At 60.3% G+C, this 26456-nt stretch carries 27 protein-coding genes; 20 read left to right on the forward strand and 7 right to left on the reverse strand.

The genetic code is table 11. The annotated features are described in order from the left end of the window. Window positions 1–49 precede the first annotated feature (49 nt). On the reverse strand, window positions 50–850 hold the full coding sequence (locus tag BJ985_RS08660) for a PrsW family glutamic-type intramembrane protease (protein ID WP_179387216.1): 801 nt from the start codon (window positions 848–850) through the stop codon (window positions 50–52). Next, window positions 847–1281 (reverse strand): hypothetical protein, encoded by a 435-nt coding sequence (locus tag BJ985_RS08665; protein WP_179387217.1) that lies wholly within the window; start codon window positions 1279–1281, stop codon window positions 847–849. The genes BJ985_RS08660 and BJ985_RS08665 overlap by 4 nt, the downstream gene beginning before the upstream one ends. 118 nt (window positions 1282–1399) lie before the next feature. On the opposite strand from BJ985_RS08665, the gene BJ985_RS08670 reads away from it, so the two are divergent. Genes BJ985_RS08670 through BJ985_RS08680 form a run of 3 tightly spaced genes read left to right on the forward strand, consistent with a single transcriptional unit; the run spans window position 1400 to window position 2887 of the window. Then, on the forward strand, window positions 1400–1765 hold the full coding sequence (locus BJ985_RS08670) for a heme transporter (RefSeq protein ID WP_179387218.1): 366 nt from the start codon (window positions 1400–1402) through the stop codon (window positions 1763–1765). After that, window positions 1765–2604 (forward strand): hypothetical protein, encoded by an 840-nt coding sequence (locus tag BJ985_RS08675; protein WP_179387219.1) that lies wholly within the window; start codon window positions 1765–1767, stop codon window positions 2602–2604. The genes BJ985_RS08670 and BJ985_RS08675 overlap by 1 nt, the downstream gene beginning before the upstream one ends. After that, the gene (locus tag BJ985_RS08680; protein WP_179387220.1) at window positions 2582–2887 is read left to right on the forward strand and encodes a CHY zinc finger protein; all 306 of its coding nucleotides are present in this window, start codon (window positions 2582–2584) and stop codon (window positions 2885–2887) included. Before BJ985_RS08675 ends, BJ985_RS08680 begins: the two co-directional genes overlap by 23 nt. Before the next feature lie 22 nt (window positions 2888–2909). Here BJ985_RS08680 and BJ985_RS08685 read toward each other — a convergent pair whose 3' ends face one another. Together BJ985_RS08685 and BJ985_RS08690 are read right to left on the reverse strand one after the other, a co-directional pair. Beyond that, complete coding sequence (locus tag BJ985_RS08685; protein ID WP_234447459.1) at window positions 2910–3470, reverse strand: hypothetical protein; 561 nt, start codon at window positions 3468–3470, stop codon at window positions 2910–2912. A 22-nt stretch (window positions 3471–3492) separates the two neighbouring features. Continuing rightward, on the reverse strand, window positions 3493–4803 hold the full coding sequence (locus tag BJ985_RS08690) for a M20/M25/M40 family metallo-hydrolase (RefSeq protein WP_179387221.1): 1311 nt from the start codon (window positions 4801–4803) through the stop codon (window positions 3493–3495). Between the two features lie 78 nt (window positions 4804–4881). On the opposite strand from BJ985_RS08690, the gene bioB reads away from it, so the two are divergent. Genes bioB through BJ985_RS08705 form a run of 3 tightly spaced genes read left to right on the forward strand, consistent with a single transcriptional unit; the run spans window position 4882 to window position 7068 of the window. Further along, entirely contained in the window at window positions 4882–5862 is a 981-nt protein-coding gene (bioB, locus tag BJ985_RS08695; protein ID WP_179387222.1) for a biotin synthase BioB, read from the forward strand. Further along, on the forward strand, window positions 5862–6134 hold the full coding sequence (gene bsaP, locus BJ985_RS08700) for a biotin synthase auxiliary protein BsaP (protein WP_005328279.1): 273 nt from the start codon (window positions 5862–5864) through the stop codon (window positions 6132–6134). The genes bioB and bsaP overlap by 1 nt, the downstream gene beginning before the upstream one ends. Window positions 6135–6144: 10 nt before the next feature. Further along, window positions 6145–7068: a Sir2 family NAD-dependent protein deacetylase gene (locus BJ985_RS08705; protein ID WP_179387223.1), complete on the forward strand. Its 924-nt coding sequence runs from the start codon at window positions 6145–6147 to the stop codon at window positions 7066–7068. Here the strand turns inward: BJ985_RS08705 and BJ985_RS08710 are convergent, their stop codons facing one another. Further along, entirely contained in the window at window positions 7069–8058 is a 990-nt protein-coding gene (locus BJ985_RS08710; RefSeq protein WP_179387224.1) for an esterase/lipase family protein, read from the reverse strand. A 536-nt stretch (window positions 8059–8594) separates the two neighbouring features. Here BJ985_RS08710 and kdpF point away from each other — a divergent pair. The 12 genes from kdpF (at window position 8595) to BJ985_RS08770 (ending at window position 21763) form a co-directional block, all read left to right on the forward strand. Then, entirely contained in the window at window positions 8595–8690 is a 96-nt protein-coding gene (gene kdpF, locus BJ985_RS08715; RefSeq protein ID WP_005328272.1) for a K(+)-transporting ATPase subunit F, read from the forward strand. Beyond that, window positions 8687–10402, forward strand: a complete 1716-nt coding sequence (gene kdpA / locus BJ985_RS08720; protein WP_049358998.1) for a potassium-transporting ATPase subunit KdpA — start codon at window positions 8687–8689, stop codon at window positions 10400–10402. Before kdpF ends, kdpA begins: the two co-directional genes overlap by 4 nt. Continuing rightward, a complete protein-coding gene (kdpB, locus tag BJ985_RS08725; RefSeq protein ID WP_179387225.1) occupies window positions 10399–12462 on the forward strand; it encodes a potassium-transporting ATPase subunit KdpB in 2064 nt (687 codons plus the stop codon). Before kdpA ends, kdpB begins: the two co-directional genes overlap by 4 nt. 17 nt (window positions 12463–12479) lie before the next feature. Beyond that, on the forward strand, window positions 12480–13031 hold the full coding sequence (locus BJ985_RS08730; protein ID WP_049358996.1) for a potassium-transporting ATPase subunit C: 552 nt from the start codon (window positions 12480–12482) through the stop codon (window positions 13029–13031). A gap of 12 nt (window positions 13032–13043) precedes the next feature. Beyond that, entirely contained in the window at window positions 13044–15638 is a 2595-nt protein-coding gene (locus tag BJ985_RS08735) for an ATP-binding protein (RefSeq protein WP_179387226.1), read from the forward strand. Beyond that, window positions 15631–16350 carry a response regulator gene (locus BJ985_RS08740; protein WP_179387227.1) on the forward strand — a complete coding sequence of 240 codons (720 nt, stop codon included), beginning with the start codon at window positions 15631–15633 and terminating at the stop codon, window positions 16348–16350. Before BJ985_RS08735 ends, BJ985_RS08740 begins: the two co-directional genes overlap by 8 nt. Before the next feature lie 88 nt (window positions 16351–16438). Next, a complete protein-coding gene (gene amn, locus BJ985_RS08745) occupies window positions 16439–17842 on the forward strand; it encodes an AMP nucleosidase (protein ID WP_179387228.1) in 1404 nt (467 codons plus the stop codon). 73 nt (window positions 17843–17915) lie between these two features. After that, window positions 17916–18428 carry a phosphoribosyltransferase gene (locus tag BJ985_RS08750; RefSeq protein WP_150851023.1) on the forward strand — a complete coding sequence of 171 codons (513 nt, stop codon included), beginning with the start codon at window positions 17916–17918 and terminating at the stop codon, window positions 18426–18428. Between the two features lie 21 nt (window positions 18429–18449). Next, entirely contained in the window at window positions 18450–19931 is a 1482-nt protein-coding gene (locus BJ985_RS08755) for a SulP family inorganic anion transporter (RefSeq protein ID WP_179387229.1), read from the forward strand. A gap of 285 nt (window positions 19932–20216) precedes the next feature. Then, on the forward strand, window positions 20217–20717 hold the full coding sequence (locus tag BJ985_RS08760; protein WP_179387230.1) for a ferritin: 501 nt from the start codon (window positions 20217–20219) through the stop codon (window positions 20715–20717). 82 nt (window positions 20718–20799) lie between these two features. After that, window positions 20800–21153 (forward strand): hypothetical protein, encoded by a 354-nt coding sequence (locus BJ985_RS08765; RefSeq protein WP_179387231.1) that lies wholly within the window; start codon window positions 20800–20802, stop codon window positions 21151–21153. A 13-nt stretch (window positions 21154–21166) separates the two neighbouring features. Then, window positions 21167–21763, forward strand: a complete 597-nt coding sequence (locus BJ985_RS08770) for an HAD-IA family hydrolase (protein WP_179387232.1) — start codon at window positions 21167–21169, stop codon at window positions 21761–21763. Here the strand turns inward: BJ985_RS08770 and BJ985_RS08775 are convergent. Continuing rightward, window positions 21746–22879, reverse strand: a complete 1134-nt coding sequence (locus tag BJ985_RS08775) for an ROK family transcriptional regulator (RefSeq protein WP_179387233.1) — start codon at window positions 22877–22879, stop codon at window positions 21746–21748. The two genes, BJ985_RS08770 and BJ985_RS08775, sit on opposite strands and share 18 nt — an antisense overlap. Window positions 22880–22987: 108 nt before the next feature. Between BJ985_RS08775 and BJ985_RS08780 the strand changes: the two genes are divergently transcribed. Continuing rightward, window positions 22988–23557: an LOG family protein gene (locus BJ985_RS08780; protein WP_049377102.1), complete on the forward strand. Its 570-nt coding sequence runs from the start codon at window positions 22988–22990 to the stop codon at window positions 23555–23557. A 69-nt stretch (window positions 23558–23626) separates the two neighbouring features. Then, window positions 23627–25297, forward strand: coding sequence for a DUF885 domain-containing protein (locus tag BJ985_RS08785; RefSeq protein ID WP_179387234.1), 1671 nt, complete (start codon window positions 23627–23629; stop codon window positions 25295–25297). Here BJ985_RS08785 and BJ985_RS08790 read toward each other — a convergent pair. Further along, on the reverse strand, window positions 25294–26385 hold the full coding sequence (locus tag BJ985_RS08790; protein WP_179387235.1) for an AbrB family transcriptional regulator: 1092 nt from the start codon (window positions 26383–26385) through the stop codon (window positions 25294–25296). The two genes, BJ985_RS08785 and BJ985_RS08790, sit on opposite strands and share 4 nt — an antisense overlap. Window positions 26386–26456 lie beyond the last annotated feature (71 nt).

Genomic DNA, 26456 nt, shown 5'->3' on the forward strand with positions numbered 1-26456 from the left:
CCTTATAACATCCCTCGGACACGAGCCCCTTCCTTCGTATTTACACAGCTCAAGAGCTATATTCTGGATCCTTGGTGGGCAGAGTAATTTCGCTTCTTTGTGCCGCATATTTCTTCTCTTGCTTGCGTATGAAACGCAGGCCCCAGATAATCAGTGTCCACGTAATGAGAGCGGTAAGGAAAAAGGTCACCGGCCAATCACCCGTAATGATCAGCGAGGCATTGAACAGGGTATGTAGGGCGATACCGGCCAGCCAGAATCCGGCCACCTGCCAATACCCGTGGCGCGCGCCCGCATAGAGCTTGCCGACGCCCCATGCCGCAACCCCCGTATACAGTGCATGGCTAAAGGCGCCAGTGAAGAATCGTCCGATACCAGTAATGATGACGCCCCAGAGGTCGCCGTCCAAGTTATCGATGGCCGCGTGGAGGATGAACGGCACATTTTCCATGGCATCAAAACCAAGGCCTATGGCCATGCCGATCGCGGCGGCTTGGTAGGGATGCCGCACGTTCTTAAAGGCTGCAACGATAATGACAACGCCGAGGAGCTTGATGGTTTCCTCCGGAAGCGGCGAGTAAAAGGCGGCGTCTAGGTGGGTGAGCCCCAGCTTGTCTGAGATGCCCACCATCTGGTCATTGAGGCTTACCACCACCGGCTGGGCGAGCGCACCCCATAGGATGCCTTGCCACATCGGCCGCGGCTTGAACCACAACAATCCCAGCCCGAGCGTCAGGCCCGCGCAGATGAGCGCGCCGAGGAGTCCGACCTCGGTAAAACGGCGATCAACAAAGAAAAAGCCGGAAACTACCAGGCCGAAAGCGATAGATAGCCAGTACAGATTCTTCATGCTTTTTCTACCTCCTGGGCAAGTTCTTCAGCCCGCGGTCCGTGCAAGGAGAGGAACGTGGTGAGGCCATCGCCCTCAATGCTGATGGCTACGAGGTCGCCATCGCTAAGCGTGCGCTTATCCCCGTCGCGGTCGATGTCTCCTTCCGGTATGGCCGTACCTTCCCCCATTGCCCGGAGGTACCGGCGGGTGGCTTGGTCTTTGTCCTGTACGCCGACTTCTTTAGCGCGGATCTGGGTGCCGTCACAGTCCCAGCGTGGTTCACTGCTGGTGGAGCCATCTTCTTCCGTGCAGGATAATCCGGGGATGCGGGCCGAGCCGACCTGCACTTCAGACGTAGGGTTGTCATAAAAGTCTGGCAGGAGTGCATTGGTGCCGTAGATGGCGCCAAATACTACGCCCGCCGCGAGGATGAGTGGTGTGCTTTTCATGCCTTCAACGCTAGGTACGCACTGCTCAGCGCGGTATCCTCCGCGGGGAGGATTAGGCCGGTCGCAGGGAGGATTTCTTCCCCATAAGTTTCCTTAAGCCCTGTGATAGGTTGGGTGCGTGTTTGAGGAGCTAGAGGCAGAAGCAGAAGCAAAAGACGAGCCCAGCCGCGTCTGGTGGCAATGGTGGGCACCCATCGCCATCGCTGCTGTTTTCATCGTTATTCCGCCCGCTGTCTACCACCTTGTCCCCGGCCTTGCCCTGCTCATCCTCATGGCCGTGCTGACGGTGATCATTGCTCTTGTCGACGGCGCCACTTTCCGCGCCTCCTGGACCATCTTCTGTGTGGCTGGGCTGGCCTATTTTGCCGCCATGTCACTGTATTTCAATGAAGGAACGTGGATTTACCTCCCAGTGTTTGTTTTCCTGGCATGGGCCGCGAGCAAGCTGGGTGCCGTGGTGGGCTCTAAGGCAGGGAAGAGCTAATGGAGACGTGGCGCCTAGAGCACCCAGAAGTGGGCACCATCGAGGTGCAGCGCGGGTACGATGCCGAGTTCGCGGAGATGGGCGAGTGGCCGAAGAAGGCCAAGGATTTCACCCCGGTACCGGGCGATGCTTCGCTGCCGGAGCGCGTCCAACTCTGGCGGAAGAACCCCAGCCCGCGCCTGCAAATTGTGGTGAATGGTCAGGTACGCAGCCGCCACGATCGGCCCCGCGCAGGGCGCTATTCGCTCAAGAAGAAGATTGAAAAAGATCTCACCCTGCTCGAGAACTCCGCCTCGCGCAGCAAACCTTACCTAGATATCCAAGCCTCCCCCTTTGGCGAGCTCTTAGACGTCTGCTACCGCAATGGCGAGGAGGCAGTTGCCCTCGATCCGCCGGCCGGCTCCGTGGGGGAAAAGCGCCGCCACGCCATGGAGGAAAGCTCTTTTAAGCGGGTGCTATATCCGCTCCTGGGCGGCTTGGGTAAGTCCGGCTGGGCCATTGGCGTGATCGTGCTCGGGCCGATTATCAGCCGCATCTTGTCCCGGTTGCTTCCGGATTGGGAGCTGCCGGAGATTAACCTGCCGGATATCGCGCTCCCCGTACCGGAGTTTCCGCAGATAGAGCTGCCGGTGCCGAATTTCGACTTCAACATCGACATCGATCCGCCCGACTGGCTCGTATTCCTCATGGATTACAGCAAGGTGTGGGTACCGCTCATCATTGCCATCGTGGTGGGCATTCAGGCCGTGCGCAATGCCAAGAAGTCTGAAGAAAAGAAGCAGCAGTGGCAGCAGAATGGCGCGTATGCTGACGGCCATGAAGATTCACGGCGCGATTGATGCGGAAGGCCGGTGCAAGCACTGGCATTCGCCGCTGGATGTGGTGGCCAATAAGTGCGCCACCTGCGGGGAGTATTTTGCCTGCGCGCTGTGCCACGCCGAGCTTACGGACCATGAGTTTGGGCCGATGCTTGCCGACGCCCCCTCGGTACTCTGCGGCGCCTGCCGCACCGAGATGAACTACCACGCCTATTCCGCCGCGCCTGCCTGTCCCCACTGCGGGCATAAATTTAATCCCGGCTGCAGTGCGCATGCCGGGATCTATTTTCAGCTAGACCGCTAAGCGGTCCGGCCAAGTCAGTGTCTTAGAAGGAAGACAGCTGCTGTAGCTGCTGGATCTGCGGAATCTGTGGCAGCTGGAACTGGGATACAGCGTTCTGGGCAATCTTGGCCGCGTCCGGGATGCGGAAGGTCTGGCCCAAGAAGGGAACGTCGACAGTCGGCTGGCCCGGGATGGTTCCCAGCTCGATGACCTTGGCGTTCTTGGCTGGTGCCGGTGCCGGAGCCGGAGCCGGCTTTGGCGCGGGGGCATTGCCGCGCTGGCCGCCAGTGTTGACCGGCTTGCCCTGGCCAGTGGTGCCGTTTAGGCCGCAGCGAGCAATGGCCTCATCCATGCGGCCGATGGCGCCGCGGACTTCGTTGCCGCGTGGGTGCACGGTGGCAACGGCGAGGGCCTGGGACTTCTTCTGGTTGTAGTCAGCGGAGTTGGTCCAGTACTGCTTGGCCTGGGAGCAGGAAATCTGGCCGGCAGGCATCTTGGCTAGGAGGTCATCAACGGCGTCGGCATGGGCAGCGGCAGGGGTAGCGAGGGTTACGGTCAGGGCGGTAGCTGCAGATAGCAGCGCGGACTTACGTGCAAAGCTCATGCCAGACATCTTGCCATAAATGTTACTCCTGTGACAGGCCTAGGAAGCGATTGACCAGGCTGCGGTAAGCGCGCACGGTGAGTTCGAGGTCTTCTAGGTAGAGGTGCTCGTCGTGGCTGTGCAGCTGCGAATTGGCACTGGCCATATCGCGGCCCTCGGCGTGCATGGCAAAGCCATAGGCATTGCCACCCTTGCGGCGGGCGAAGCGCAGATCCGAGCCGCCGGTGGCGTGAACAGGGACAACGGCCTTGTTGGGGAAGAATTCCTTGGAGGTGGCCTCAATCGCCCGCCATAGCTCGGTATCGGTGGAGGATTGCGTGGCATCTTCGGTAATGAGGTGTTCGATTTCTACCTCATCGGCCATGTCCCCTAGCGCGCTGCGCAAGAAGTCATCCAGATCCTCTTGGGTTTGGCCGGGGAAGGGACGCACATCCATTTCCAGGTAGGCATGTGAAGGCAGCACGTTGATGGCACCGCCAGCGCGCAGGACGGTCTCGGCGATGGTGGTGTGGCTAAAGGCGTGGGCATAGGCGTCGAGGTTGCCGAACTTGGAGTAGTCACCGGTGCCGTCGATAAGCTCCTGCTCGGTCTGGGGGTCAAACTTGAAGGTGCGCACAAAGCCCTCCCAGATCTCATTAGAGGCCGTGGGCGGCTCAGCAGTTGCGATGCGGCGGGCCACCTCGCCGATCTTCACGATGGCAAAGTCCTTGCCATAAGGAGTAGAGCCATGGCCGGCATCGCCATGTACGTGCAGGCGGCGCTGGCCGGCGCCCTTTTCGCCCACGTTGAAGCCCACCGCGCCGGGCAGATGGCTGCCGCCGGTCTCAGACAGGCAGTTCTTCCAGGAAAAGGCATCGGGGTGGTTCTCGGACATGAAGCGCACGCCGAGCCCGCCGCGGGCTTCTTCATCGGCCATGCCGACGAAGGCGAGGGTACCGCCCGTGTTACCGGCGCGGGCGACCTCGCGCGTGACGGCGGCCATGGTGGCGGTAATAAACAGCATGTCTACGGAACCGCGGCCGTAGAGCTTGCCGTCCTCGATAAGCGCCTCGAAAGGCGGCTTGGTCCACTTCGGCTCGTCCACGGGGACGACGTCCGTGTGGCCCATGAGGGTGAGCGGTTCCTGGTCCGGATCGCCGGGGACGGTCACCACGATGGAAACGCGGCCTGGGTGGGATTCGAAGCGCTCAATCTGCACGTCTTCACCTGCGAAGAATTTTTCCAGGCTATCCGCATTGCGCACCTCGTGGCCGGAGTCTGGCGTGAGGTCATTAACGCAGGCATTGCGGATCAGCTCTTGGAGGAGGGAGAGGGTGTCATCATAAAGCGTCATGCCCCCGAGGGTAGTTCCGTACAGATTTATATGTGGTTTTAACCAAAGTTGAACGCCGTTCAAGTAGGGTTTAGCACCATGAGCATCGTTGACATCGCCCGTGAGAAAGCCCTGGGGCAAGGCAAAGGCCTCAACCAGGAAGAGCTACTGCAGGTATTGCAGGTTCCGGATTCCCAGCTGGAGGAGATCGCCGATATTGCCCACCAGACCCGCCTGAAGTGGTGTGGCCCGGACGTATCGGTGGAAGGCATTATCTCCATTAAGACCGGCGGCTGCCCAGAGGATTGCCACTTCTGTTCCCAGTCCGGTCTTTTTGAGTCCCCGGTGCGCGCCGTGCGCCTGAACATCCCGGAGCTGGTGGAGGCGGCGCAGAAGACCGCTAAGTCCGGCGCCACCGAGTTCTGCATCGTCGCCGCGGTGAAGTCGCCGGACGATCGCTTGCTGGACCAGGTGGGCGAGGCGATTGCCGCGATTAATGACGCCGTCGATATCGAGATTTCTTGCTCGCTGGGCACCCTGACCCGCGAGCAGGCGCAGCGCCTGAAGGATATGGGCGCGCAGCGCTATAACCACAACCTGGAGACCTCCCGCTCCTTCTTCCCTAATGTGGTCACCACCCACACCTGGGAGGAGCGCAAGCAGACCCTCGATTATGTGCGCGAGGTAGGCATGGAGGTCTGCTGCGGCGGCATCATCGGCATGGGCGAGTCCCTGGAGCAGCGCGCCGAGTTCGCCGCGCAGCTGGCAGAGATTGATCCGTGCGAGGTACCGATGAACTTCCTTGATCCGCGCCCGGGCACCCCCTTCGCGGATCGCCCGCTGGTTCCCTTGGGTGAGGGCCTGCGCGCCGTGGCGGCGTTCCGCCTGGCCATGCCGTCTACCACCTTGCGTTTTGCTGGTGGCCGCGAGCTTTCGCTTGGCGACGACGGCACTGAGCGCGGCCTCCTCGGCGGCATCAACGCCATTATCGCCGGCAACTACCTGACCACTCTGGGCCAGCAGATTGAAAAGGATGTGGACATGTTGCACCGCATCGACCTGCCGATTAAGGCCCTGTAGTGCCTGGTTTATCCGAGCCAACATCCGAATTGGCTGCCGCCGTGCTGGCTGGAGATGAGCCGATTTTTCATCCGAATACCGGCAAGCCGATCGAAGAGGTCTTCACGCTGCACCCGGCGGCCGCAGCCGGCCTCGACGTGCCGCGTTATTGCCAGATCTGTGGCCGCCGCATGGTGGCCCAGGTGCGCCCCGATGGCTGGCACACCACGTGCTCGCGCCACGGGGAGCTGGATTCGGAGTGGCTATATGTAGAGCACTTGCCCGAAAGCTAGCATCGGGGGCATGGATCCAGCCGTCTCCCTTGCTCACCAGTCCGCGCTGCGCTCGATCGCCCGAGTGGTAGAGGAATCGGCGCCGCATACGGAGGAAGGGAAGGCTTTAGGGGACGTCGTAAAGCAGCTGCGCGAGGGCCCAGTGATGGTGCTAACCGGGGCAGGTGTGTCTACGGAGTCGGGCGTGCCGGATTATCGGGGCCCGCGCGGCTCCCTTAGTAGGCACCGGCCGATGACCTATCAGGAATTTCGCCACGACCCGGCCGCGAGCCATAGGTATTGGGCCCGTAGCTTTGTGGGGTGGCGAGTCATGGATTCCGCGGTGCCGAACCGCACGCACTATGCGCTCGTGGAATTAGAGCGCGCCGGGCTGGTCAATGGTGTGGTCACGCAAAACGTTGATGGACTGCATAAACAGGCAGGGACCGCGAACTTGGTGGCACTGCATGGCGACATGGAAACCGTCGTGTGCTTAATGTGTGGGCAGCGGGAGGCGCGGCCGCACTTCGATGCGCGCTTGGCCGCAGCAAATCCGGGGTACTTGGAGCGCCTCGTCGTGGAGGCGGACCAAGTGAACCCGGACGGTGACGTGACGCTTGATGAAGCTGACGTGGCTGCGTTCCGCATGGCAGGGTGCGAGCGCTGTGGTTCTGCATTATTGAAGCCGGACGTGGTCTACTTTGGTGAGCCCGTGCCGCCCGAGCGCCGCGATGCCGCTTTTGCCGTGCTAGGCCAGGCCCGCTCGCTGATGGTTGCTGGCTCCTCGCTGGCGGTTATGAGCGGATACCGCTTTGTGCTGGAGGCAAAGAAGCAGGGCAAGCGCGTGGCCGTCATCAATGGCGGGCCCGGCCGGGGCGATCAGAAGGTGGATACGCTGTGGCGCACGCAGGTAGGTCCCGCCTTCGATGCGCTGCTCGATGAGCTGGGGCTATAACTAGCGCGGGATGCTTTCCACCAGTTCCAAAATGGTGCGCACGATGGCGCAGACGCGCTTATCCATCGGCATATCCTCGTGCATGACCATCGCGCGGCGGTCGAAGTCTTGGACATAGATATTGCGAACCGTGCCCTCTGCGACGCCGCGGGGGTCGAGGAAGCAGGTCTCGGGTGGGACCACGACGGCATCAGACCGGGTGGCAATGCAGGTATAGCTCACGCCGGATTCCAGATCGCCGTCCCGGTTGGTTTCGCGCAGCGCCTCACTGCCGACGACCTGGTCCATGCCCGCCGGCCCAAACCAGCCATCAATGATGGAGCGCAGGACCGCTTCTTGGCGCGGGGTGCGAATGAGGCGGCTGGCGATGCCGCCATAAGTGGTGCCGTGGTTCGGCGCGCTGATGCACATCAGGTGCAGGACGTTTTCGGCGCCGCCAATCATTCGCATCCAATAGCGGGCAAGCAGCCCGCCCTGCGAGTGGCCGATGAGGATGACCTTGTCCGCGCCGGTGACTGCGCGCACGACATCAATATAGGCGCCAAGCTCCTTCGCGGATTCCGCGAGGGGCTGGGTAGCGCGGTGCCCATAATCGGGGGCGAAGACGGCCCAGCCGTCCTGGCGCAGTTCATTGCCTAGGAGCTGCCATACGCCTTTGGTATCGCAGGTGCCGTGGATGAGGATGACTGGCCAGGGGCGCTGTGCGGTGGGACGCGCGCTCCAGTCATCTTCAAAGACGCCGCGCGGCTTAATGCGGGCACCAAGGGGAAGGGTAGCGGCGGCATCGGCGTCGAGGGCGGTATCGCCGGGGCTGGTCTTGATCTTCTGGGCTTTGATGAGGTCCGCAATCTCGGCCGCGACCTCCTCGCGTAGTGCTGTGGCTTCGGCAGGGGAGGCGATGCCGCGACGCGGGGAATCGGTCAATTCCTTCTCATTGGCACGCCAGAATTTGCGGAGTTGCTCGGAAATGGTGGATTTCAACTCAGCCATGGTTCCGGATTGTACTCGTTATTGCAGGTTAACTGTGTTTTTATCAGGGGTGAAGAAATTTATGGACAAACCCTTGACCATCCTACGAAAGGTTTATAAACTTAGGCTTGCCTAATCACGGGCGGTGCTTGCAGGAGGGTGCGCTCCACTCCCTCCTTGGGTACCGAGAGATTAGTCATGGGGAGAAGGCCCGCTGATGTGCTGTCGGCGGGCCTTCGTTGTGGATAAAGGGCGGTTCCCGGCCTGAAGAAAAGGTGGCGCAAAAAGGGGTGTAAAGGAAATATAAAAATTGCGAGCGGGAGGCGTAAAGATAGCGCAAAGATTGCCTAGGGCAGCGGGGGTGTGGTCCTAACGTTTGTGCGTAGCAGGTGCTGCCTTGGTACCGGCACCTGGCAGGAATACCTGTCAGGCACAGGAAAGTTTCACTCGCACAAGGGGGTTTTCCACATGTTGGACATCGTGGCAATCCTGATAGCCATCCTGACGGTTGGCTGTCCCTCCGTCCTCAACGAGCTTTTGGACGGTGATGCATAACCATGAACACCATTACAGCGGTCATTGGCCTCGTCATTGTTGTGGCGTTGGTGACCTACCTCATCATTTCCTTAGTTGATCCGGAGCGTTTCGCATGATCGCCGGCATTGGGGCGGTATTACCGCAGTTCCTCGCCCTCGTCGTTTTGCTCGCGGCGGCATATGTTCCTTTGGGCAACTGGATCGCACGCAGCTACACCTCTGAAAAGGACTGGGCAGTAGAGCGTGCGGTGTATAAAGTCCTGCGCGTTGACCCAAACCGCGGGCATAACAGCAAGAATTACAGCCGTGCATTGCTTGGTTTCAGCTTGGCATCCGTACTCGTGCTTTACGCGGTGCAGCGCCTACAAACCGTTGTGCCTAGCTTTGGAAATCCCCGCTCCGCAGCGGTGGAACCGTGGATGGCGTTTAATACCGCGGCGTCATTCGTGTCCAATACCAACTGGCAGTCCTATTCGGGCGAAGAAACCCTGACCAATGCTGCGCAGATGCTTGGCCTGACCGTCCAGAACTTCGCCTCCGCGGCTGTCGGCATGTGTGTGGCGGTTGCGCTCATTCGCGGTATCGGTCACTTGGGATATAGCCGAGACAAGCTGGGCTCTGAGAGCGGACAGCACCTCATCGGAAATTTCTGGGTTGACCTCACCCGCGGTTTGGTGCGCATTCTTTTGCCGCTTTCACTATTGATTTCCTTCGTCCTTATCTTGGGCGGAACCATGCAAACCTTCGGGTCCAACCTGGTGAGCTCCGCGGGCGTGGATATTCCGCGCGCTCCGGTGGCTAGCCAGGAAGCAATTAAATTGCTGGGAACCAATGGTGGTGGCATCTTCGGCGCCAACTCGGCGCACCCTTTTGAGAACCCCACTGGTTTTACCAACCTCGTGGAAATCTTTTCTTTGCTGGTTATCTCTTTCTGCTTTATCCGTGCCTATGGGGTAATGCTGAAATCGCAAAAACATGCCTGGACCCTGCTTGGCGTCATCGGCGGCATCTGGACCGTTATGGTTGCCTTGGTGGTATGGGCACAGCACACTACCACCGGTGCGGCAGCTCAGGCTGCGGGCGGCAACTTGGAGGGCATCGAACAGCGCCTAGGTATTGACGCTTCCGCACTCTTTGCGGTGTCTACCACGGGCACTTCTACCGGTGCGGTCGATTCGATGCACGATAGCTACTCACCATTGGGTGGCGGCTTGTTGATCCTCAATATGCTCCTGGGCGAAATTGCACCAGGCGGCGTGGGCACGGGTCTCTACGGTCTGCTGATGGTAGCAATCCTCGCCGTATTTATCGGCGGCCTGCTCGTTGGGCGCACACCGGAGTTCATGGGCAATAAGGTCGGCCGCAAGGAAATCTCCGCGGTGAGCTTATACATCCTCACCATGCCGGTCCTCGTCCTGGTAGGCGTGGGGGCATCGGTGGCTCAGCGCAAGCTGGTGGAGCGTTCCGCGACCAACTTCGGCGCGCCAGGAACCCCAGATAACGCGCACGGTCTCTCCGAGGTGCTCTATGCCTTTACCTCGGCCTCGAATAATAACGGCTCGGCCTTCGCCGGCCTGACGGTAACCGAGCCCTGGTGGCAAGTCACCCTCGGTATCGCCATGCTGCTGGGCCGCTTCCTCCCCATCGTTTTCACCCTGTACTTGGCGGGCAGCCTAGCCGGTCAACGCCGGCAGGCCACTACCGCCGGCAGCTTGCCGACGTCCGGTGTGACCTTCGCGCTGCTTACCATCGGCGTCATTGTGTTGGTCGCCGCCCTTACCTTCTTCCCCGTTCTTACCTTGGGTCCCATTTCGGAGGCACTCTCATGACAACACCAACTATGACCACTGAGCAACGCACTCCTCAGCGCCCTGCCACCAAAACCAGTGGGTTGGCTGCGGCAGCGTTAAAGTCGTTGCCGCACAAGATGTCCCCACTCGCCCAAGCCCGCAACCCCGTCATGTTCGTGGTGTGGGTAGGCGCCGCGCTGACTACCCTGTGGTCCATCTTTAGCCCCAGCGTTTATGGCTGGGTGGTGACCGTATGGTTGTGGTTTACCATTGCGTTCGCCGCGTTTGCTGAGGCATATGCCGAAGGCCGCGGCAAAGCCCAAGCGGATAGCTTGCGCGCCGTGCGCGATGACGCCACCGCTAACCTGGTCACCGATGGCGGCATCGAGGTCATTGCCGCTTCTGAGCTCACCAAGGGCGCTATCGTGCGCGTGGAAGCCGGAGAGACGATCCCGGGCGACGGCGACGTCATTGAAGGCGCGGCAACCGTCGATGAATCTGCCATTACCGGCGAGTCTGCTCCCGTGGTTCGCGAGGCCGGCGGCGATCGCTGTGCTGTAACCGGCGGTACCGTGGTCTTGTCTGATTCCATCTTGGTACGGATCACCTCGGAGCCGGGATCTACCTTCGTCGATACGATGATTGCCTTGGTGGAGGGAGCGGAGCGCCGCAAGACCCCGAATGAGATCGCGCTGAGCATCCTCCTGTCTACCCTGACTATTCTCTTCCTCATTGCGGTTACCGCACTGGCCCCAATGGGGTTGTTTACCGGCGCGGAGCTCTCCCCGCTCTCGCTGGTGGCCCTGTTGGTCTGCCTCATCCCAACCACCATCGCTGCCCTGCTATCTGCGGTGGGAATCGCGGGAATGAACCGCCTCGTGCACCACAATGTTCTGGCTACGTCCGGACGAGCGGTGGAGGCGGCGGGCGACGTAGCGACCCTACTCATGGATAAAACCGGCACCATCACCTATGGCAACCGGCAGGCCACCGGGCTTATCGTTGCGCACGGTGTCGATGAGCAGGAAGCTGCGGAGATAGCCCGCGTTGCTTCGGTTGCCGATGAGACCCCAGAGGGGCGCTCCATCGTGTCGTGGTTGACTGAAAACTACCACCTTTCTACCGCAGCAGGAGAGGAAGAAAAGACCGCTGAGGTCATTCCATTTAGCGCTTCTACCCGCATGTCTGGGCTTGACCTCAGAGGCCGAAAGCTGCGTAAAGGCGCCGGCGATGCTGTACGCCGGTGGGTAACCGAGGCGGGTGGCCACTGGCCGCAAGAAATTGAAGACTCCGTGACCCAGATTGCTGAAGGTGGTGGAACCCCGCTGCCCGTTGCTGTGGAAGAATCCGACGGCACCCGCAGGGTTATTGCGGTGGTGCAGCTCAGTGACGTCGTCAAGCCGGGCATGGCGGAGCGCTTCGCCGAACTGCGCCAGATGGGCATCAAAACCATCATGGTGACCGGCGATAACCCGTTGACGGCAGCGGCCATTGCTCAAGAGGCAGGCGTCGACGATTACATCGCGGAGGCCACCCCAGAAGACAAGCTGGCCAGGATCCGCGAGGAGCAGGCGCACGGCCGCATGGTCGCTATGACCGGTGACGGTACCAACGATGCGCCGGCGCTGGCGCAGGCGGACGTGGGCGTGGCCATGAATACTGGTACCTCTGCAGCGAAAGAAGCCGCCAACATGGTGGACTTGGATTCTGATCCGACCAAACTTATCGATGTCGTGCGCATTGGCAAGCAGTTGCTCATCACCCGTGGGGCGCTCACCACCTTCTCTTTGGCCAATGACTTAGCGAAGTACTTCGCCATCTTGCCGGCCCTGTTTTCTACCCAGCTTCCGCACCTTGAGCGCCTCAACGTGATGCACCTGCACTCGCCGCAATCCGCCATTGTGTCTGCAGTCGTATTCAACGCGCTCATCATCGTTGCTCTTATCCCATTGGCGCTCAAGGGCGTGGCCTATAAGCCGGCCTCTGCTTCGTCCCTGCTCCGCCGTAACCTGGGCATCTGGGGCCTGGGCGGCGTTATCACCCCATTCCTAGGCATCTGGCTGATTGACCAGGTAGTCAACCTGCTTCCAGGTATATAGAAAAAGAAGGACCAAAAATGCGTGTCTATTTTCGTAACCTCGCCGCTGGATTCGTAGCCGTACTATTATGCGTTGTCGCACTAGGAATGATCTATCCCGCTGCCGTGTGGGGAATCTCCCGCATCAAGCCGGACTCGGCCGAGGGCAACCTCATTTACCAAGGTGAGTGCCTAGCTGGCTCGACCCAGCTCCAAGATGGCCAGACTGAAGGCCCGTACTTCTTTCCCCGTTCCGAAGGCATGAGCAATTACGGCGCTAGCAGCTCCGAGCTAGAAAAAGCCGTGCAGGAGCGGCGCGGGGACATCGCCAAGCGCGAAGGCGCCGCCCCAGAAGATGTTCCTACCGATGCGGTAACCGGTTCTGGCTCTGGTGTCGACTCTGGCATTAGCCCTGCGTACGCTGAACTACAGGCTCCGCGTGTCGCACGAGAACAGGGGATGAGCACCGAAGAGGTGCGAAGCCTCATCGAGGACAACACGGAGCATGCCAGCCTCGGGTTCCTGGGCGAAGACGCTGTTAACGTCACTACTCTCAACCGAGCGCTGCCCAATCCCCCGTCCTGCTCATAAGATGAGTGCTATATGAACGACAAGAAAGTTCCGGCGCGCACCAAGCGTGGCGCTTTGAAGATCTACCTCGGCGCGGCGCCTGGGTCTGGTAAGACCTGTGCAATGCTCAACGAGGCGCACGGCCTTGTGCTGGCCGGCCGCGATGTGGTCATTGGCATCGTGGAAGATCATGGGCGCGAATTCACTCGGGCGCTGTGTGATGGCCTTGAGACCATCCCGCGGCGCTACGCCGCCGGGCTATCCACCGGAGAACTCGATACTGCAGCCATCATCTCGCGCCAGCCGGAAACCGTTCTGGTCGATGAATTTGCCCATTCCAATCCGCGCGGTGAGGAACACGCTAAGCGCTGGGAGGACGTAGAGGAACTCCTAGCCGCAGGAATCGATGTGATTTCTACCCTGAACATCCAGCACCTTGAAAGCCTTAATGACGTAATAAAGCAGATCACTGGTATTTCCCCGCAGGAGACGGTGCCGGACGAGGTGGTGCGTGCGGCGAACGAGATCGAGTTGGTGGATGTATCCCCGCAGCTCTTGCGCACCCGCTTGAGTGATGGCCAAATCTATAAAGAAGCGCGCATTGCCCCAGCCTTGAATAATTATTTTAGGGTGGGCAATCTGACTGCATTGCGGGAGCTTGCCCTGTTGTGGTTGGCGGACCAGGTTGATGAGGCTCTCGCATCCTACCGTTCTGAACAAGACATTACTGATACCTGGGAAGCGCGGGAACGGGTGGTTGTGGCCATTCAGAACGTCGCGCATGCAGAACTGCTCATTCGCCGCGGGCGCCGCATCGCGTCCAAATCCTCAGCCGAGCTACATGTCGTCCACGTAATTTTTGGGGACTCCTTTTCTTCCGGTGAATCTTCTGTTGCAGGTTCCGCTCAACAACTGGCCAAATTACAATCCTTGGCTCAGGACGTGGGTGCCCGTTTGCATCAGGTCACCGGTGACTCGGTGCCAGAAGCGCTGCTTAATTTTGCCCGCAGCGTCAACGCCACCCAGCTGGTCCTGGGGGTTTCACCACGGCGTCGCTTAGGCCTGCACTGGCGCGGCACCGTTGCTGAGGCCGTGTTGCGGGATTCAGGCAAGATTGATTGTCACATTGTTAATCTTCCGTCCGATAAGCCCTCGCCTCTTTCACCACTGCTGCGACCATTGCATTCCCTTCCGCGCCGGGCGGTGTCTTGGGTGGGCGCGGCTGTCGCTTTCATCGCCTTGACCGCACTGTTGCAAGGCATCGACGGCTCGGCATTGGGAACAGGCACGTGTTCTGCTTTTTACTTTGCGCTGATCCTCCTCGTGAGCATGCTCGCTGGCCTGTGGCCGGCGGTAATTACTGCGTTTGCCTCGGGCTTGGCGGTCAATTGGTTCTTTACCGAGCCCCTGTACACCTTCGATATTGCTGAGCCGGCTAACGCTGTCATCCTCGTGGTCATGGTAGCCATTGCCCTGGCCGTGGGCCTACAAGTGCGGCGCACCAAAATAGAGCACCATAATGCGTCCATTGCCACGCGCGATGCTGAGCTCTTGACGGTCTTTTCCCGCGCAGCCCTCAACCGCCGTGCGGACGTATCTCCCATCGACGCAGTGCTTCGCAAGGTAGGAGAGACCTTCGGCTGCCATAAGGCCGTGCTTCTTGACGCCTCCGGGGACATACTCTCTACCTGGCACGCTTCGGCGGCCTCGCCCCGGCAAAGTAGACACCTGCATATCCCCGCAAAGACTCATAAACGTGAGGTAGAAACGTTGGTCTCCAGCGAGGACACTACGGTCCAGATTGTGATGGAAGGCCCAGCGTTATCCGCCCGCGACCGTGCTTTGGTGGCGGTTGTGGCAGGCTATTTAGCCGGCATCGTGCGCCGCGACAAGCTTTCGGCTGAAGCCGCACGTGCCGATGCCATTGCTGCCGCTGATGAATTGCGTCGTGCGCTGCTATCGAGCGTGAGCCACGATCTGCGCACGCCCCTAGCAACGGCCAAGCTGGCTGTGTCCTCTTTGCGGAATTCCGAAATCGAATTCAGTCCAGAGGATCAAGAAATACTGCTGGCGGAAACCGCAGCTAGCATCGATCAACTCACGCTGCTCGTGACCAACTTATTGGATCACTCGCGCTTGAGTGCAGGAGCGGTAACTGCACGGCGGGATACTGTGGAGTTATACGAGGTAGCCAATCGGGCTATTGCTTCCTGTGCCTTTGGACATAGCAAGGACCAACTTGGTCGCATTCATATTGGTTCTGGACTCCGTGGCCGCACCTGTTGCGCGGATAGCGTTTTGCTGGAACGCGTGCTGGCGAACCTATTCGATAACGCTTTGCGCTATGCGCCGAGCGGACCAGTCAACGTTGATGCGCAGGTTATAGATGAGCGCGTGGAGCTGAGTGTGAGCGATGAAGGGCCGGGAATTTCACCAGAAAAGCAGCAGGAGCTTTTCCAAGCTTTTCAGCGCTTGGGCGATACCAGCAATGACAACGGGGTGGGTTTAGGCCTCTCCGTCGTACGCGGATTTGTGGAGGCCATGGACGGTACTATCACCGTAGAGGCCACTCCAGGAGCGACCTTTATCCTGAGTTTCCCGCTGCGGGAGGAGAAAAGCCATGACTGATAAGAAGGCCACGATTGTCATTGTGGATGATGATCCGCGTTTGCTCACCACCTTGAGCATTAACTTTAAGGCGCGTGGGTATGAGGTGTATTCAGCGAGCACCGGGGCGGAAGGTCTGCAGGTGGTCTCCCAGCACCAGCCCGATGTGGTGATTTTGGATATGGGTCTGCCGGATATGGATGGGCGGGAGGTCCTCGATGGGATTCGTGGATGGTCAGCAATCCCCGTTCTGATTCTTACGGCCCGATCCGATCCCCTATTTAGTGCCTCGGCTCTAGATCGCGGTGCTGACGATTATGTGACCAAACCCTTTTCCATGGAAGAGCTCTTGGCTCGTGTGCGCGTGGCTTTGCGGCATGGCAGTCCCCAGCATCCATCTGCCCAGCGGGAAGCCACGATGGTGCGGGCGGGCGATGTGCTTATCGACGTCCCTCGACACTCCATCACCAAGGCAGGAAAGCCCCTTCACCTGACCCCCACTGAGTGGGGCGTGCTTACGACGCTGCTGCGTGCCCACGGCGGTTTAGTGCGCAAAGAAGACCTCCTCGCAGAAATCTGGGGTCCGGGTTTCGAAGGACAAAGCCACTACCTGCGCATCTATACCTCGCAGCTGCGCCGCAAACTGGAAACCGATCCATCTAACCCCCAATACCTGCTCACTGAACCCGGATTGGGATACCGCTTCGTTACCTCCCCAGAAGTACAGGCTTAGGCATCCTTCGGCTTTACTGCGCCTTGTTGTTGATAATGAAATGCGCGGACCGCTGCCGCGCAGCTAAGTCCCCGCTACACTCACGTCTATGACCGACCTGCAGCATGTCCACTCCGTTGATGAGGCAGTAAATCGCCTGATTGAGCTCTATGAGAACTCTTGCGAGCTTGCCCGCAAGACGCTGGAATCAGGAAACCTAGATGACTATCGCTACGTGGTTTATCCCAAGGTCACGGTGGATATCCGCAAATGGCAGCCGATCGATCGTTCCGAGCCGTTTGGCTACGTCAATGAGGCCGGCAAGTACTCGGCGGTAATTTCCAAGCCGCACACTATTCGGGACTACCTGCACGAGCAGCTGACTCGCCTGGCGGGGAATTATCCGTGCGATATCTTTGTTGGCCAATCCGACCAGCGCATTCCACCGGAGTACATCAAGGACACAAGGAAAGCCCCGCAGGAACGCGGGCCTATTCCGCGTCCGACGCTGGATGAGGTCAATGATGCAATCATTGATGGCGAATGGGATGCCTTCCACGGTGCGGAAAAGCCGCTTTTTCATTTTGGCGCCCAGCGCTTTGATATCGCGTGTGCACGCATTGAGCATTACACCGGCATCGAGGTCGATACGGTGCAAAAATACATTTTGTTTACTAACTACGCGATGCACACCACCGAGTTTGTGAAATTCGGTTTGCGCGAGTTGACCAGGGAAGACTCGCGTTATACCGCCTTGGTGCTGCCCAATGGCGAGACCATCCACCCCAACGATGCGGTGGACCTCGATGTGGATGGTCTGACCTTGACCTCTCGCTTCCAAATGCCGCGCTTTGACCTGATCACTGCCGGTGGTGATGGCATCACGATGATCAATATCGGTGTAGGGCCCTCCAACGCCAAGACGATCACGGATTGCTTGGCGGTACTGCGGCCGGAAGCCTGGATCATGATCGGCCACTGCGCTGGCATGGATGGGCGCATGCGCATCGGGGATTTGATTTTGGGCAATGCCTACCAGCGCAATGACCACATCTTGGACCAAAAGGTTGCGGCGACCTCTCCCATCCCGGCGATTCCGGAGGTACAGCGCATGCTCGAGTCTGCGGTGAAGGCGGTATATGGCGACGATAATTCGCTCATGCGAACCGGTACGGTGCTCTCCACCGATGATCGTAATTGGGAGTGGCGCACTAACCGGGATTTGTGGGAGTGGCTGCGTACCTCCACCGCGGTGGCTGTCGATATGGAATCGTGCACGCTCGCGGCCAATGGTTACCGCTACCGCGTTCCTTATGGAACTCTGCTTTCGGTCTCTGACCTGCCATTGCATGCGGTGCCGAAGCTGCCGGCCCAGGCGCAGGCCTTCTACTCCAATTCGAAAGAAGCTCACGTAATGTGCGCGGTGCGTGCGATGGAGCATCTAGCCGAAAATCCGGAGCGCCTGCGCACTCGCAAGCTGCGCCGGACTTTGGGCGAGGTTCCATTCCGGTAGGTGCCTTTTCTTTGGCAGGCAATGCTCGTTAAACTACAAAGAAATCCCATGACGCAAAAGGAGCCACACAATCGTGACTGAAAATTGGATCCACCCGGACCGGGAAAACCTCACCTGGGAGGTCTTCGGCGAGGCGAGCCGTAACCTATCGGAACAGATTGTGGAATCTGGCTGGTTCCCAGATCTCATCGTGGGCGTCGCCCGCGGCGGCCTGATCCCAGCCGGCGCTATTGGTTATGCCATCGGCGTGAAGGCCATGGGCGCTATCAATGTGGAGTTCTACACCGATATCGGCCAGACCTTGGATGAGCCTGTAATCCTTTCCCCGCAGCTGGATACGGATTCGCTGAAGGGCAAGAAGGTCTTGGTTGTCGATGACGTCGCGGACTCCGGCAAGACCCTCGATCTGGTGGTTAACCTGCTCAAGGAAACCGCAGACGATGTGCGCTCGGCCGTCATTTATACCAAGCCGAAGACCATTTTTGAGCCGGACTTCTCGTGGAAGAAGACCGATCAGTGGATCAACTTCGCCTGGTCCGTGCTGCCCGTGATCACCGCGGATGGCTCGTTTAAGGAAGGCTCCTAAAGTCCACTAGGATGTGCAGGCGTGATTAAAGAACAGCCTGCTCCTACCGGCGTCATCGCCAGTTTCCGCTATGCATTTTCCTCGCCTGCGCGCCTGCGCAAGGAGGTTTTTGGCGGACTGGCGGTGGCGCTTGCTTTGATCCCGGAGGTCTTAAGCTTTTCCATCCTCGCAGGGTTGGATCCGCGGGTGGGATTGTTTTCCTCCGTGGTCATGGCCATGTCCATCGCCTTTACTGGCGGCAGGCCGGCGATGATTTCCGCCGCGGCCGGTGCGGTGGCACTGGTGGTCTCTCCGCTCGCGCATGAGCATGGGCATGATTATGTGGTCGCCGCGGTGCTGTTGGCGGGAATTATGCAGGTGGTGCTGGCTGCGGTGGGCGTCGCTAAGCTCATGCGCTTTATCCCGCGCTCGGTGATGACGGGGTTCGTCAATGCGCTGGGCATCATGATGTTTACTACGCAGCTGCCGCACCTTATTAATGTGCCGTGGATGGTGTATCTGCTGGTGGCCATTGGTCTGGCTATCATGCTGGGGCTACCGCGGTTGACCACGGTGATTCCAGCCCCGCTGATTACCATTTTGGTGGTCAGCATCATTGCGGTAGCGGCTGGGTGGAAGGTCCCCGATGTGGCGGACCAGGGCGAGCTGCCCACCTCGCTGCCGGGGCTTTTCGTGCCGGATATTCCGTGGAACCTGGATACTCTGCAGCTTATTGCTCCGTATGCCTTTGGCATGGCTTTGGTGGGCCTGATGGAATCGCTGCTGACGGCCAAGCTGGTCGATGACATTACGGATACCCACTCCGATAAGACGCGCGAGTCCTTTGGCCAGGGCGTGGGCAATATCCTCGCCGCGGCCATTGGCGGCATGGGCGTGTGCGCCATGATTGGCCAGACCATGATCGGCGTGAAGGCATCCCAGGCGCGCACGCGCTTGTCGACGTTCCTCGCGGGCGCCTTCCTCCTTATCCTCTGCCTGCTCTTCGGCGAGACCGTCGGCCGCATTCCGATGGCCGCACTGGTGGCGGTGATGATCATCGTCGCCGCAACGACGGTGGATTGGCATTCGGTTCGCCCTCGCACGCTGAAGCTCATGCCGCTCTCAGAAACGCTCGTGATGCTGGTGACGGTGGTAGGCACGCTGGCCACGCATAACTTGGCGGTGGGCGTGGTGCTCGGCGTGGTGGCGGCCTCGATCGGCTTTGCCCGCCGCGTGGCCCACCTGGTGGAGGTGGAGCACGTAGGCGATGCCGAGTATGCGGTGCGCGGCCAGCTCTTTTTCGCCTCCTCCAATGATTTGGTCTATGCCTTTGATTACACGCTGGATACCCAGCGCGTGGTGATTGATATGAGCAAGGCCGAGGTATGGGACGCCTCTACGGTGGCGACGCTGGATGCGGTGCAGAAGAAATACGCCGAGCGTGGCATCGAGGTAGAGTTCCGTGGCCTGGAAGGGGCGAGCGCGCAGCGCCTGAATCGCCTGAGCGGCCGCTTGGGTGATTAACATCACATTTTTAGCCTAGGGTGCGAAGGCTCAAGTAGTAGATACCGAACTGGCCGCGGACTCGCGTCGGCATAAAAGCAGAGTATCCGCGATGACCTCGAGTTCTTAGGGGAACTTTGCCCGCGCTTGGGGGCTAGCTTTGTCTTGGCTAACTTAGGTTATCCAATCTAAAAAAGCATAATGACGTGCAAGTTTACTTAAGTAGACCTTGCTGGATCGCGGGAGAATCTCCGGTAGTGTGGTGCTTAGCACTAATTAATTTCCCCACACAGAAAGGTTTTTACGATGGACGAGAAGCTGCAAACCCTGTTGAATGACCAGGTTATTAGCGAATACGGCGCTTCCATGGTCTACACCCAGCTGGCCTTTGAGATGGATAACCTCTCCTTCCCGGGCATGCGTGATTGGTTCATGGGCCAGGCCGCCGAGGAGCGCGAGCACGCCGAGAAGATTGCGGACCACTTGCTCTCCCGCGGCTACCGCGTAGAGCTCAATGACATCCCGGTTGGCTCCGTCAAGGCCGCTAACCCGCAGGACGCCTTCCAGGCTTCCCTCGAGCACGAACAGAAGGTTTCCGAGGAGATCCGCACCATCGCCCGCGCGGCGCTGGACGCACAGGATCTGGAATCCCGCCAGCTCGTTGACTGGTTCCTGAGCGAGCAGGTAGAGGAAGAAGCTACCGTTTCTGAGATTCTGGACCAGATCAAGCTGGTGGGCAATGACGGCTCTGGCCTGCTGCGCATCGATGAGCGCCTGGCTGGCCGCCCCGATGGTGGCGCTGCCTAAGCGCGCGTGGGTGAATAACAAACCCATCAAGATTTAGCTCAATCCTCCCAAAGCACTGCGGTGCGGTGGGAGGATTGTTTCTATGTCAACGCAACGCAAGGCTTTGTGCGCCATAACCCTGTTAGTTCTGGCGCTCTTCCTCATCGTGGGAGCAGCAATCATGTCCACGCACATGGCCTTGGGGGTATTTCTCACCACTGCGGCGCTGATGCTCGGCCCCTTCGCCGGGCTCGCACTGCTGGTTTATGGCGTCGCCGGCAAGCGTGGAGTAGTCACGCGCTCGCTCTATAGCCTCGGCGGCATGCTGCTCATTGGAGCCATCGGCGGCATCTTCGCCCTGTCCATGGACCAGGCGTCTGCGATGCTGCCTCTCTTTGTCGCTGGTGCGGGCGTGGGGATCGTGGCCGTGCTGACCCAAGCGCCTAAACGCGCATAAACTGGCCCCCGTTATGCCCAAACTCCTCTTTGATATGTATGGCGTGCTCATGCGCCCGGCCACCCCAGAAAGCCATGCGGACTTGGAGCGCCTCCTCGCGCCGCCAAATACAGAGGCGATGTGGGAGGCCTACGGGTTTTATCGGCCGGACTACGATGCCGGTATCTTTAGCGATAGCCACTACTGGAACGAGGTAGCGGCCCGCGCCGGGTTGGGGGAGGTTCCCGTCGCGGAGGCGGTAGCGTGCGAAAACAGCGGCCTACTGGAGGCGGACCCGGACATGGTGGCGCTGGTCAAGGGGCTTATCGGGGAAGGCTATAGCGTGGGCATCTTGTCCAATATCCCCACCACGCTGGCGGGCCAAGTGCGAAAGAAGCAGCCGTGGCTGGAGGATTGTGCGGCGGTGACGTTTAGCTGCGATATTGGCGTGGCCAAGCCGCACCCAGAAGCCTATCGTGTGGCCGTGGATGCGCTCTCCGCGCAGCCGAAGGATACGCACTTTTTTGATGACCGCATCGACTACGTGGAGGGCGCTAGCTACTGCGGGCTCAATGCCCATCTCTTTCGCGGCATCGACTCGGTACGTGAGGTGCTAAGCACACTGGAGTGAGCGGCCTAGCTCCAGCGGTTGGCGCAGGAGCTGGTCGGTGGCCACGGTGCGGGCTACCGCGCGGACAATCTCCTTATGGCTGGGGATCATGCGCAGCTGCAACTCATCGCCTGCGGAGGCGCGGACGGTGGCGGCGAATTGCTTGGGGGCCTTCGGGTCGTCGGTAAACGCGCCGCCGGCGATAACCACGGTGGCCGGGGAGTGGGCCTTGACCAGCTCCGCGGTGATGGCGCCCAACTGGCGGGCGCGCTCGTCCAAAATGGCGCGGACGGCGGGGTGGGAGTCGGCTACCTGGGCGGCGTCGGCAAGCGAGGCTACCTCCACGCCCTCGTGGCGTATCGCCTCCAGGATGTGCTGGGTGGCCAGCAGGTGCTCGGAGGCGCCGTGGCCCAGGAGCTCGGAGTGCGTTGCAGGCACGGGAATAATGGGGCTGACCTCGTCCTCTACGGAGAGGGCGGAGCCGATGGAATCGTCTGCGAAGAGGACCAGGACGCGCTCGCTGGCGCCAATCTCGGCCGCCTGGGTTTCGGAGCCGAGGATGGCCGGGATGGCGGAGGAGACCACCACGGGCACGCCGAACTGGAAGCGCAGGCGCTCGGTAATGTCCACGCCGTGCCAATTGAGGTTTTCCGCGGTGACCAGGCCGTTATCATCCACGGTGCCGGAGGTGGTCACGCCGAGGGAGACCAGGCGGTGGTTCAGGTTGGTCATCATGCGGTTGATGCCGGCCATGATGTGCTCGAGGAAGTCATCTTCGCTGAGGTTAGCCACCGGGGTGGTCAATTCCTCTTCGCTCAGCGTGCGGCCCTTGATGTCATAGAGGCCGATGTAGGTCTGTTTGGTGCCCACGGAAATGCCGCCGAGTGCCCAGTCATTATCGGCCGCCTCAAGCGGCACGGTGGGCCGGCCGCGCCCGCGGGACTGGGTGAGGTCGGTGCGTTCCTGGATGAGGCCCGCGTTGAGTAGGGAAGTAGTAGCGCGCGTGATGGTGGGCTGGGAAAGTCCGGTGGCTTCCACCAGCTCGCTCCGGGTGATGATCGGGTTCAGGCGCACCAAATGAAGGCACTTTGCGGCCGGTGTGCGGGGACGCGTGAACACTGGGCCAGGTTTGATCATAAAAAGAAGTATAAATATTCCAGACTGCTTTGTCTAATCCCGTAAACTCACCATGTACCGAATGGTCTAAAGGTGGTGGTGGGCGCGCAGATATCTATGCTGGAGAGCATGCAGTCAGTAGCGGTTTATTGTGGTTCAGCAACAGGAAACTCGCCGGCCTATACGCAGGCGGCACAGGAATTGGGCGCGGAGCTGGCCCGACGCGGCCTGACCCTGGTCTATGGCGGCGGCAATATCGGCCTGATGCGCGAGGTGGCAGAGGCCTGCCTGGCCGCCGGCGGTACCGTCACCGGCGTGATGCCGCAGTCCCTGGTGGATCTGGAGATTTCCCACCCCGGCCTGACCGCCCTCGAGGTGGTCGGCTCCATGGCCGAGCGCAAGACCCGGATGGAGCAGCTTGCTGATGCCTATATTTGCCTCCCCGGCGGCGTCGGCACCCTCGAAGAGCTCACCGAGGTGCTCACCTTGCAGCAGCTGGGCCACATCCGCGGCCCGGTAGGCCTTGTTAATACGGAGGACTTCTGGCGCCCGTTCCACGCCATGTACGCCGCCATGGCCGAGTCCGGCTTCATCTTGCCGCGTTTTGTCGATGCCTTGGTGATGGAGGAAAAACCGCAGGACATCCTAGATAAATTCAGCGGCTGGAGCTACCCCGGAACAAAGTGGGACAACGATTAGTTAACAAGTTCGCAACTTCAGCCCGCCCGGGTGGCCTATAGGCGATACTTAGGGATAGACTTCCTCGTTATGAGTTCTGAGCAGACCGCTAAGCGCCAGCCCTCTCTACTGGACGCCTCGTGCGATAACTTCGTTCACGACCTAGCCGAGCTTTCCCCCACCGATGCCACCGCGTGGGGCATTGACGGCTACGAGGGCGAATTGCAGGATTTCTCCCCCGAGTACTTCACCGCCATCGCAGACCGCACCCGCGAAATGGTCGCGGACCTGGATGCCCTGGATGACACCACCGATGAGTCCGATGATGAGGATGACTTTGATGACGTGGACTATGTCACCGCGGCCGTCCTGCGCGATCGCCTCTGCCTTGATCTCGATCTGCACCACCACGGCGAGGATGTGTGTTGCCTGAATAACATCGCCTCCCCGGTGCAGACCATCCGCGATACCCTGCTGCTCATGCCGCAGGACACGGACGAGGACCGCGATGCCATTCGCTCCCGCCTGTCTAAGGTGAAGACCTCCCTGGCCGGCTACCGCAGCTCCCTGGAAGAGGCGGCCTCCCATGGCATGGTGGCACCGCACCGCCAGATCTCTGAGGTCATTGTGCAGTGCGAGCGGCTTGCCGACGCCGACTCGATGCTCGAGTCCCTCGGCGTCGACGCCGACTCCGCCGAGGTGCAGCAGGCCAAGGAGGCCTTTGGCGAGTTCTCCGATTGGCTCTCCAATGACCTGCAGCCCCAGGCACCCACCAAGGACGCCGTGGGCCGCGAGCGCTACGAGCGCTTTTCCAAGCTCTTTGTGGGCGATGCCGTCAACCTCGACGAGGCCTATGAGTGGGGCCTGGACCAGGTGCGCAGCCTGCGCGCGGAGCAGGAAAAGATCGCCCACGAGCTCTACGGCTCTGAGTGCTCGGTGCGCTCGGCGATGCGCAAGCTCAACCATGAGGACCGCTATACCCTGCGTGGCACCGATGCGCTGGTGGAGTGGATGCAGTCCACCGCCGATGGCGTCATTGCTGAACTCAACGGCAAGGAATTCGATATTCCGGAGGAAGTAGAAGAGATCGAGTGCTGCATCGATCCGGCCGGCACCGGCGGCATTTTCTACACCCCGCCGAGCGATGATTTCTCCCGCCCGGGCCGCATGTGGTGGTCCGTGCCGGAGGGCCAGGACACCTTCCACACCTGGCAGGAGCTGACCACCGTCCACCACGAGGGCGTGCCGGGCCACCATCTGCAGCTAGGCTCCGCGCTGGTGCAGGAGGATCTCAACCTGTGGCGCCGCGCGGTGACGTGGAACTCTGGTCATGGCGAGGGCTGGGCTCTCTACGCCGAACAGCTCATGGCCGAGCTGGGCTACATGGACGATCCGGGCTTCCGCATGGGCATGTTGGATGCCCAGCGCCTGCGCGCTGCCCGCGTGGTCGTAGACATCGGATTGCACCTGGGCAAGCAGCTGCCGGATTGCTCTACCTCCGGCACATGGGACAAGGCGCACGTGAAGACCTTCATGCGCGAAAACACCGCTATGGATGATGCAAACCTCAACTTTGAGGTCAACCGCTACCTGGGCTGGCCGGGCCAGGCGCCGTCCTATGCGCTGGGTCAGCGCCTGTGGCAGGAAACCCGCGCCGAGGCTGAGAAGCAGGGCATGAGCGCGCGCGAGTTCCACTCGGAGGCCCTCGCCTTGGGCTCCGTGCCGATGTCCGTCCTGCGCGAGGCCGTGCTGGGTAATTAGCGGCGCAGCAGGCGCTTCGCCAGCCGCAGCAGCTGCGGCAGGTAGCCTGCGATGACGAGCACCGCAATGAGCCGGGTGAGCTGTACCGCGATGACCGCTGGTCCGGCTCCGCCCTCGGCGGAGAGCGCAAGCACCGTCTCGAGCGCGCCGGGGCTCGTGGCCAGGTAGGCCTCAAAGTAGGTGATGTGCAGCCACTTAGTCAGCGGCCAGGCGGTGGCCGCACAGATGCCGATAATGACCACGATGAAAAGAACCGTGGCGGGCAATTGCTTGGCAAAGGCCTTGAGCGCGGGCAGCGAAAGCCCGCCGCCGCAAACCCAGCCGATGGATAAGAATGCCATCACTTTGAAGACATAGAGCGGCTCGAGCGTGTGGCCCTCCGGCAGCACGAAGGAGACCAGCACCGTCAGCAGAAGGGGGCCGAGCACGGCCGTGGCCGGCAGGTGCAGCAGCTTTCCCAATTTCTCGCCCAGGAAGGCAATGGCAAGAACCAGCGCGATAATCCACCAGGTGGTTTCTCCCTCCACCGTGAGGTCCGCGCCTTTACCGGCCGGGGTATCAAGCAGCGCGACGACGGCCGGTAGCGATACCGAGACCACCAATAAGCGCAGGTACTGGGTGAGGGCGACGTAGCGGTAGTCGGCACCGAGTTCGTCGGCAAGCGCGGGCATCAGCGAGGCACCACCCGGCAGCATGGACAAGATGCCGGTTTCTGAGGACACATCGCGCGGCTGCGCGCGGTGCAACAGCAGGCCACCGACGATGCCAACCATGATGGTGACAAAAGACATGGTCACGGCCGCGGGCAGGAAACCCACCAGCTGGCCCAGGGGCACGACTGTGAGGGGAAGCGCTGCCATCATGCCGATAAAACCGCGGGACATATTATAAAAAGTCCGGTTGACCTGGAGGTCTTCGCCAGTAATGAGAGCCATGGCGCCCGAGGCGATAATGGCCGCCAGAATCCACGCGGCGGGCACATGCCACAAGTTAAATAGCCAGCCCAAAAGGACAGAGATTGGGACGACGATAGCCCACCGCGCTACGGTGTGGGCATTAAGTCCACTGCTTTCCTGCTGTGCGGCCATGCGCGCCCTCCTCAAATTACCTCTGCGACTTGAGTCTAGCGCCCCTTCCTTTCATTACCGCGGGCAGTGGA

Origin of the sequence: Corynebacterium tuberculostearicum (assembly GCF_013408445.1) — a bacterium.
In the GTDB taxonomy this organism is placed as follows: domain Bacteria; phylum Actinomycetota; class Actinomycetes; order Mycobacteriales; family Mycobacteriaceae; genus Corynebacterium; species Corynebacterium tuberculostearicum.

What these genes read in the sequence shown, in the direction of transcription:
- BJ985_RS08660 (WP_179387216.1), bottom strand. Translation starts at nt 850, where the DNA reads ATGAAGAATCTGTACTGGCTATCTATCGCTTTCGGCCTGGTAGTTTCC.
- BJ985_RS08665 (WP_179387217.1), bottom strand. Translation starts at nt 1,281, where the DNA reads ATGAAAAGCACACCACTCATCCTCGCGGCGGGCGTAGTATTTGGCGCC.
- BJ985_RS08675 (WP_179387219.1), top strand. Translation starts at nt 1,765, where the DNA reads ATGGAGACGTGGCGCCTAGAGCACCCAGAAGTGGGCACCATCGAGGTG.
- BJ985_RS08680 (WP_179387220.1), top strand. Translation starts at nt 2,582, where the DNA reads ATGAAGATTCACGGCGCGATTGATGCGGAAGGCCGGTGCAAGCACTGG.
- BJ985_RS08685 (WP_234447459.1), bottom strand. Translation starts at nt 3,470, where the DNA reads ATGAGCTTTGCACGTAAGTCCGCGCTGCTATCTGCAGCTACCGCCCTG.
- BJ985_RS08690 (WP_179387221.1), bottom strand. Translation starts at nt 4,803, where the DNA reads ATGACGCTTTATGATGACACCCTCTCCCTCCTCCAAGAGCTGATCCGC.
- bioB (WP_179387222.1), top strand. Translation starts at nt 4,882, where the DNA reads ATGAGCATCGTTGACATCGCCCGTGAGAAAGCCCTGGGGCAAGGCAAA.
- BJ985_RS08705 (WP_179387223.1), top strand. Translation starts at nt 6,145, where the DNA reads ATGGATCCAGCCGTCTCCCTTGCTCACCAGTCCGCGCTGCGCTCGATC.
- BJ985_RS08710 (WP_179387224.1), bottom strand. Translation starts at nt 8,058, where the DNA reads ATGGCTGAGTTGAAATCCACCATTTCCGAGCAACTCCGCAAATTCTGG.
- kdpF (WP_005328272.1), top strand. Translation starts at nt 8,595, where the DNA reads ATGAACACCATTACAGCGGTCATTGGCCTCGTCATTGTTGTGGCGTTG.
- kdpA (WP_049358998.1), top strand. Translation starts at nt 8,687, where the DNA reads ATGATCGCCGGCATTGGGGCGGTATTACCGCAGTTCCTCGCCCTCGTC.
- kdpB (WP_179387225.1), top strand. Translation starts at nt 10,399, where the DNA reads ATGACAACACCAACTATGACCACTGAGCAACGCACTCCTCAGCGCCCT.
- BJ985_RS08730 (WP_049358996.1), top strand. Translation starts at nt 12,480, where the DNA reads ATGCGTGTCTATTTTCGTAACCTCGCCGCTGGATTCGTAGCCGTACTA.
- BJ985_RS08735 (WP_179387226.1), top strand. Translation starts at nt 13,044, where the DNA reads ATGAACGACAAGAAAGTTCCGGCGCGCACCAAGCGTGGCGCTTTGAAG.
- BJ985_RS08740 (WP_179387227.1), top strand. Translation starts at nt 15,631, where the DNA reads ATGACTGATAAGAAGGCCACGATTGTCATTGTGGATGATGATCCGCGT.
- amn (WP_179387228.1), top strand. Translation starts at nt 16,439, where the DNA reads ATGACCGACCTGCAGCATGTCCACTCCGTTGATGAGGCAGTAAATCGC.
- BJ985_RS08760 (WP_179387230.1), top strand. Translation starts at nt 20,217, where the DNA reads ATGGACGAGAAGCTGCAAACCCTGTTGAATGACCAGGTTATTAGCGAA.
- BJ985_RS08765 (WP_179387231.1), top strand. Translation starts at nt 20,800, where the DNA reads ATGTCAACGCAACGCAAGGCTTTGTGCGCCATAACCCTGTTAGTTCTG.
- BJ985_RS08770 (WP_179387232.1), top strand. Translation starts at nt 21,167, where the DNA reads ATGCCCAAACTCCTCTTTGATATGTATGGCGTGCTCATGCGCCCGGCC.
- BJ985_RS08775 (WP_179387233.1), bottom strand. Translation starts at nt 22,879, where the DNA reads ATGATCAAACCTGGCCCAGTGTTCACGCGTCCCCGCACACCGGCCGCA.
- BJ985_RS08780 (WP_049377102.1), top strand. Translation starts at nt 22,988, where the DNA reads ATGCAGTCAGTAGCGGTTTATTGTGGTTCAGCAACAGGAAACTCGCCG.
- BJ985_RS08785 (WP_179387234.1), top strand. Translation starts at nt 23,627, where the DNA reads ATGAGTTCTGAGCAGACCGCTAAGCGCCAGCCCTCTCTACTGGACGCC.
- BJ985_RS08790 (WP_179387235.1), bottom strand. Translation starts at nt 26,385, where the DNA reads ATGGCCGCACAGCAGGAAAGCAGTGGACTTAATGCCCACACCGTAGCG.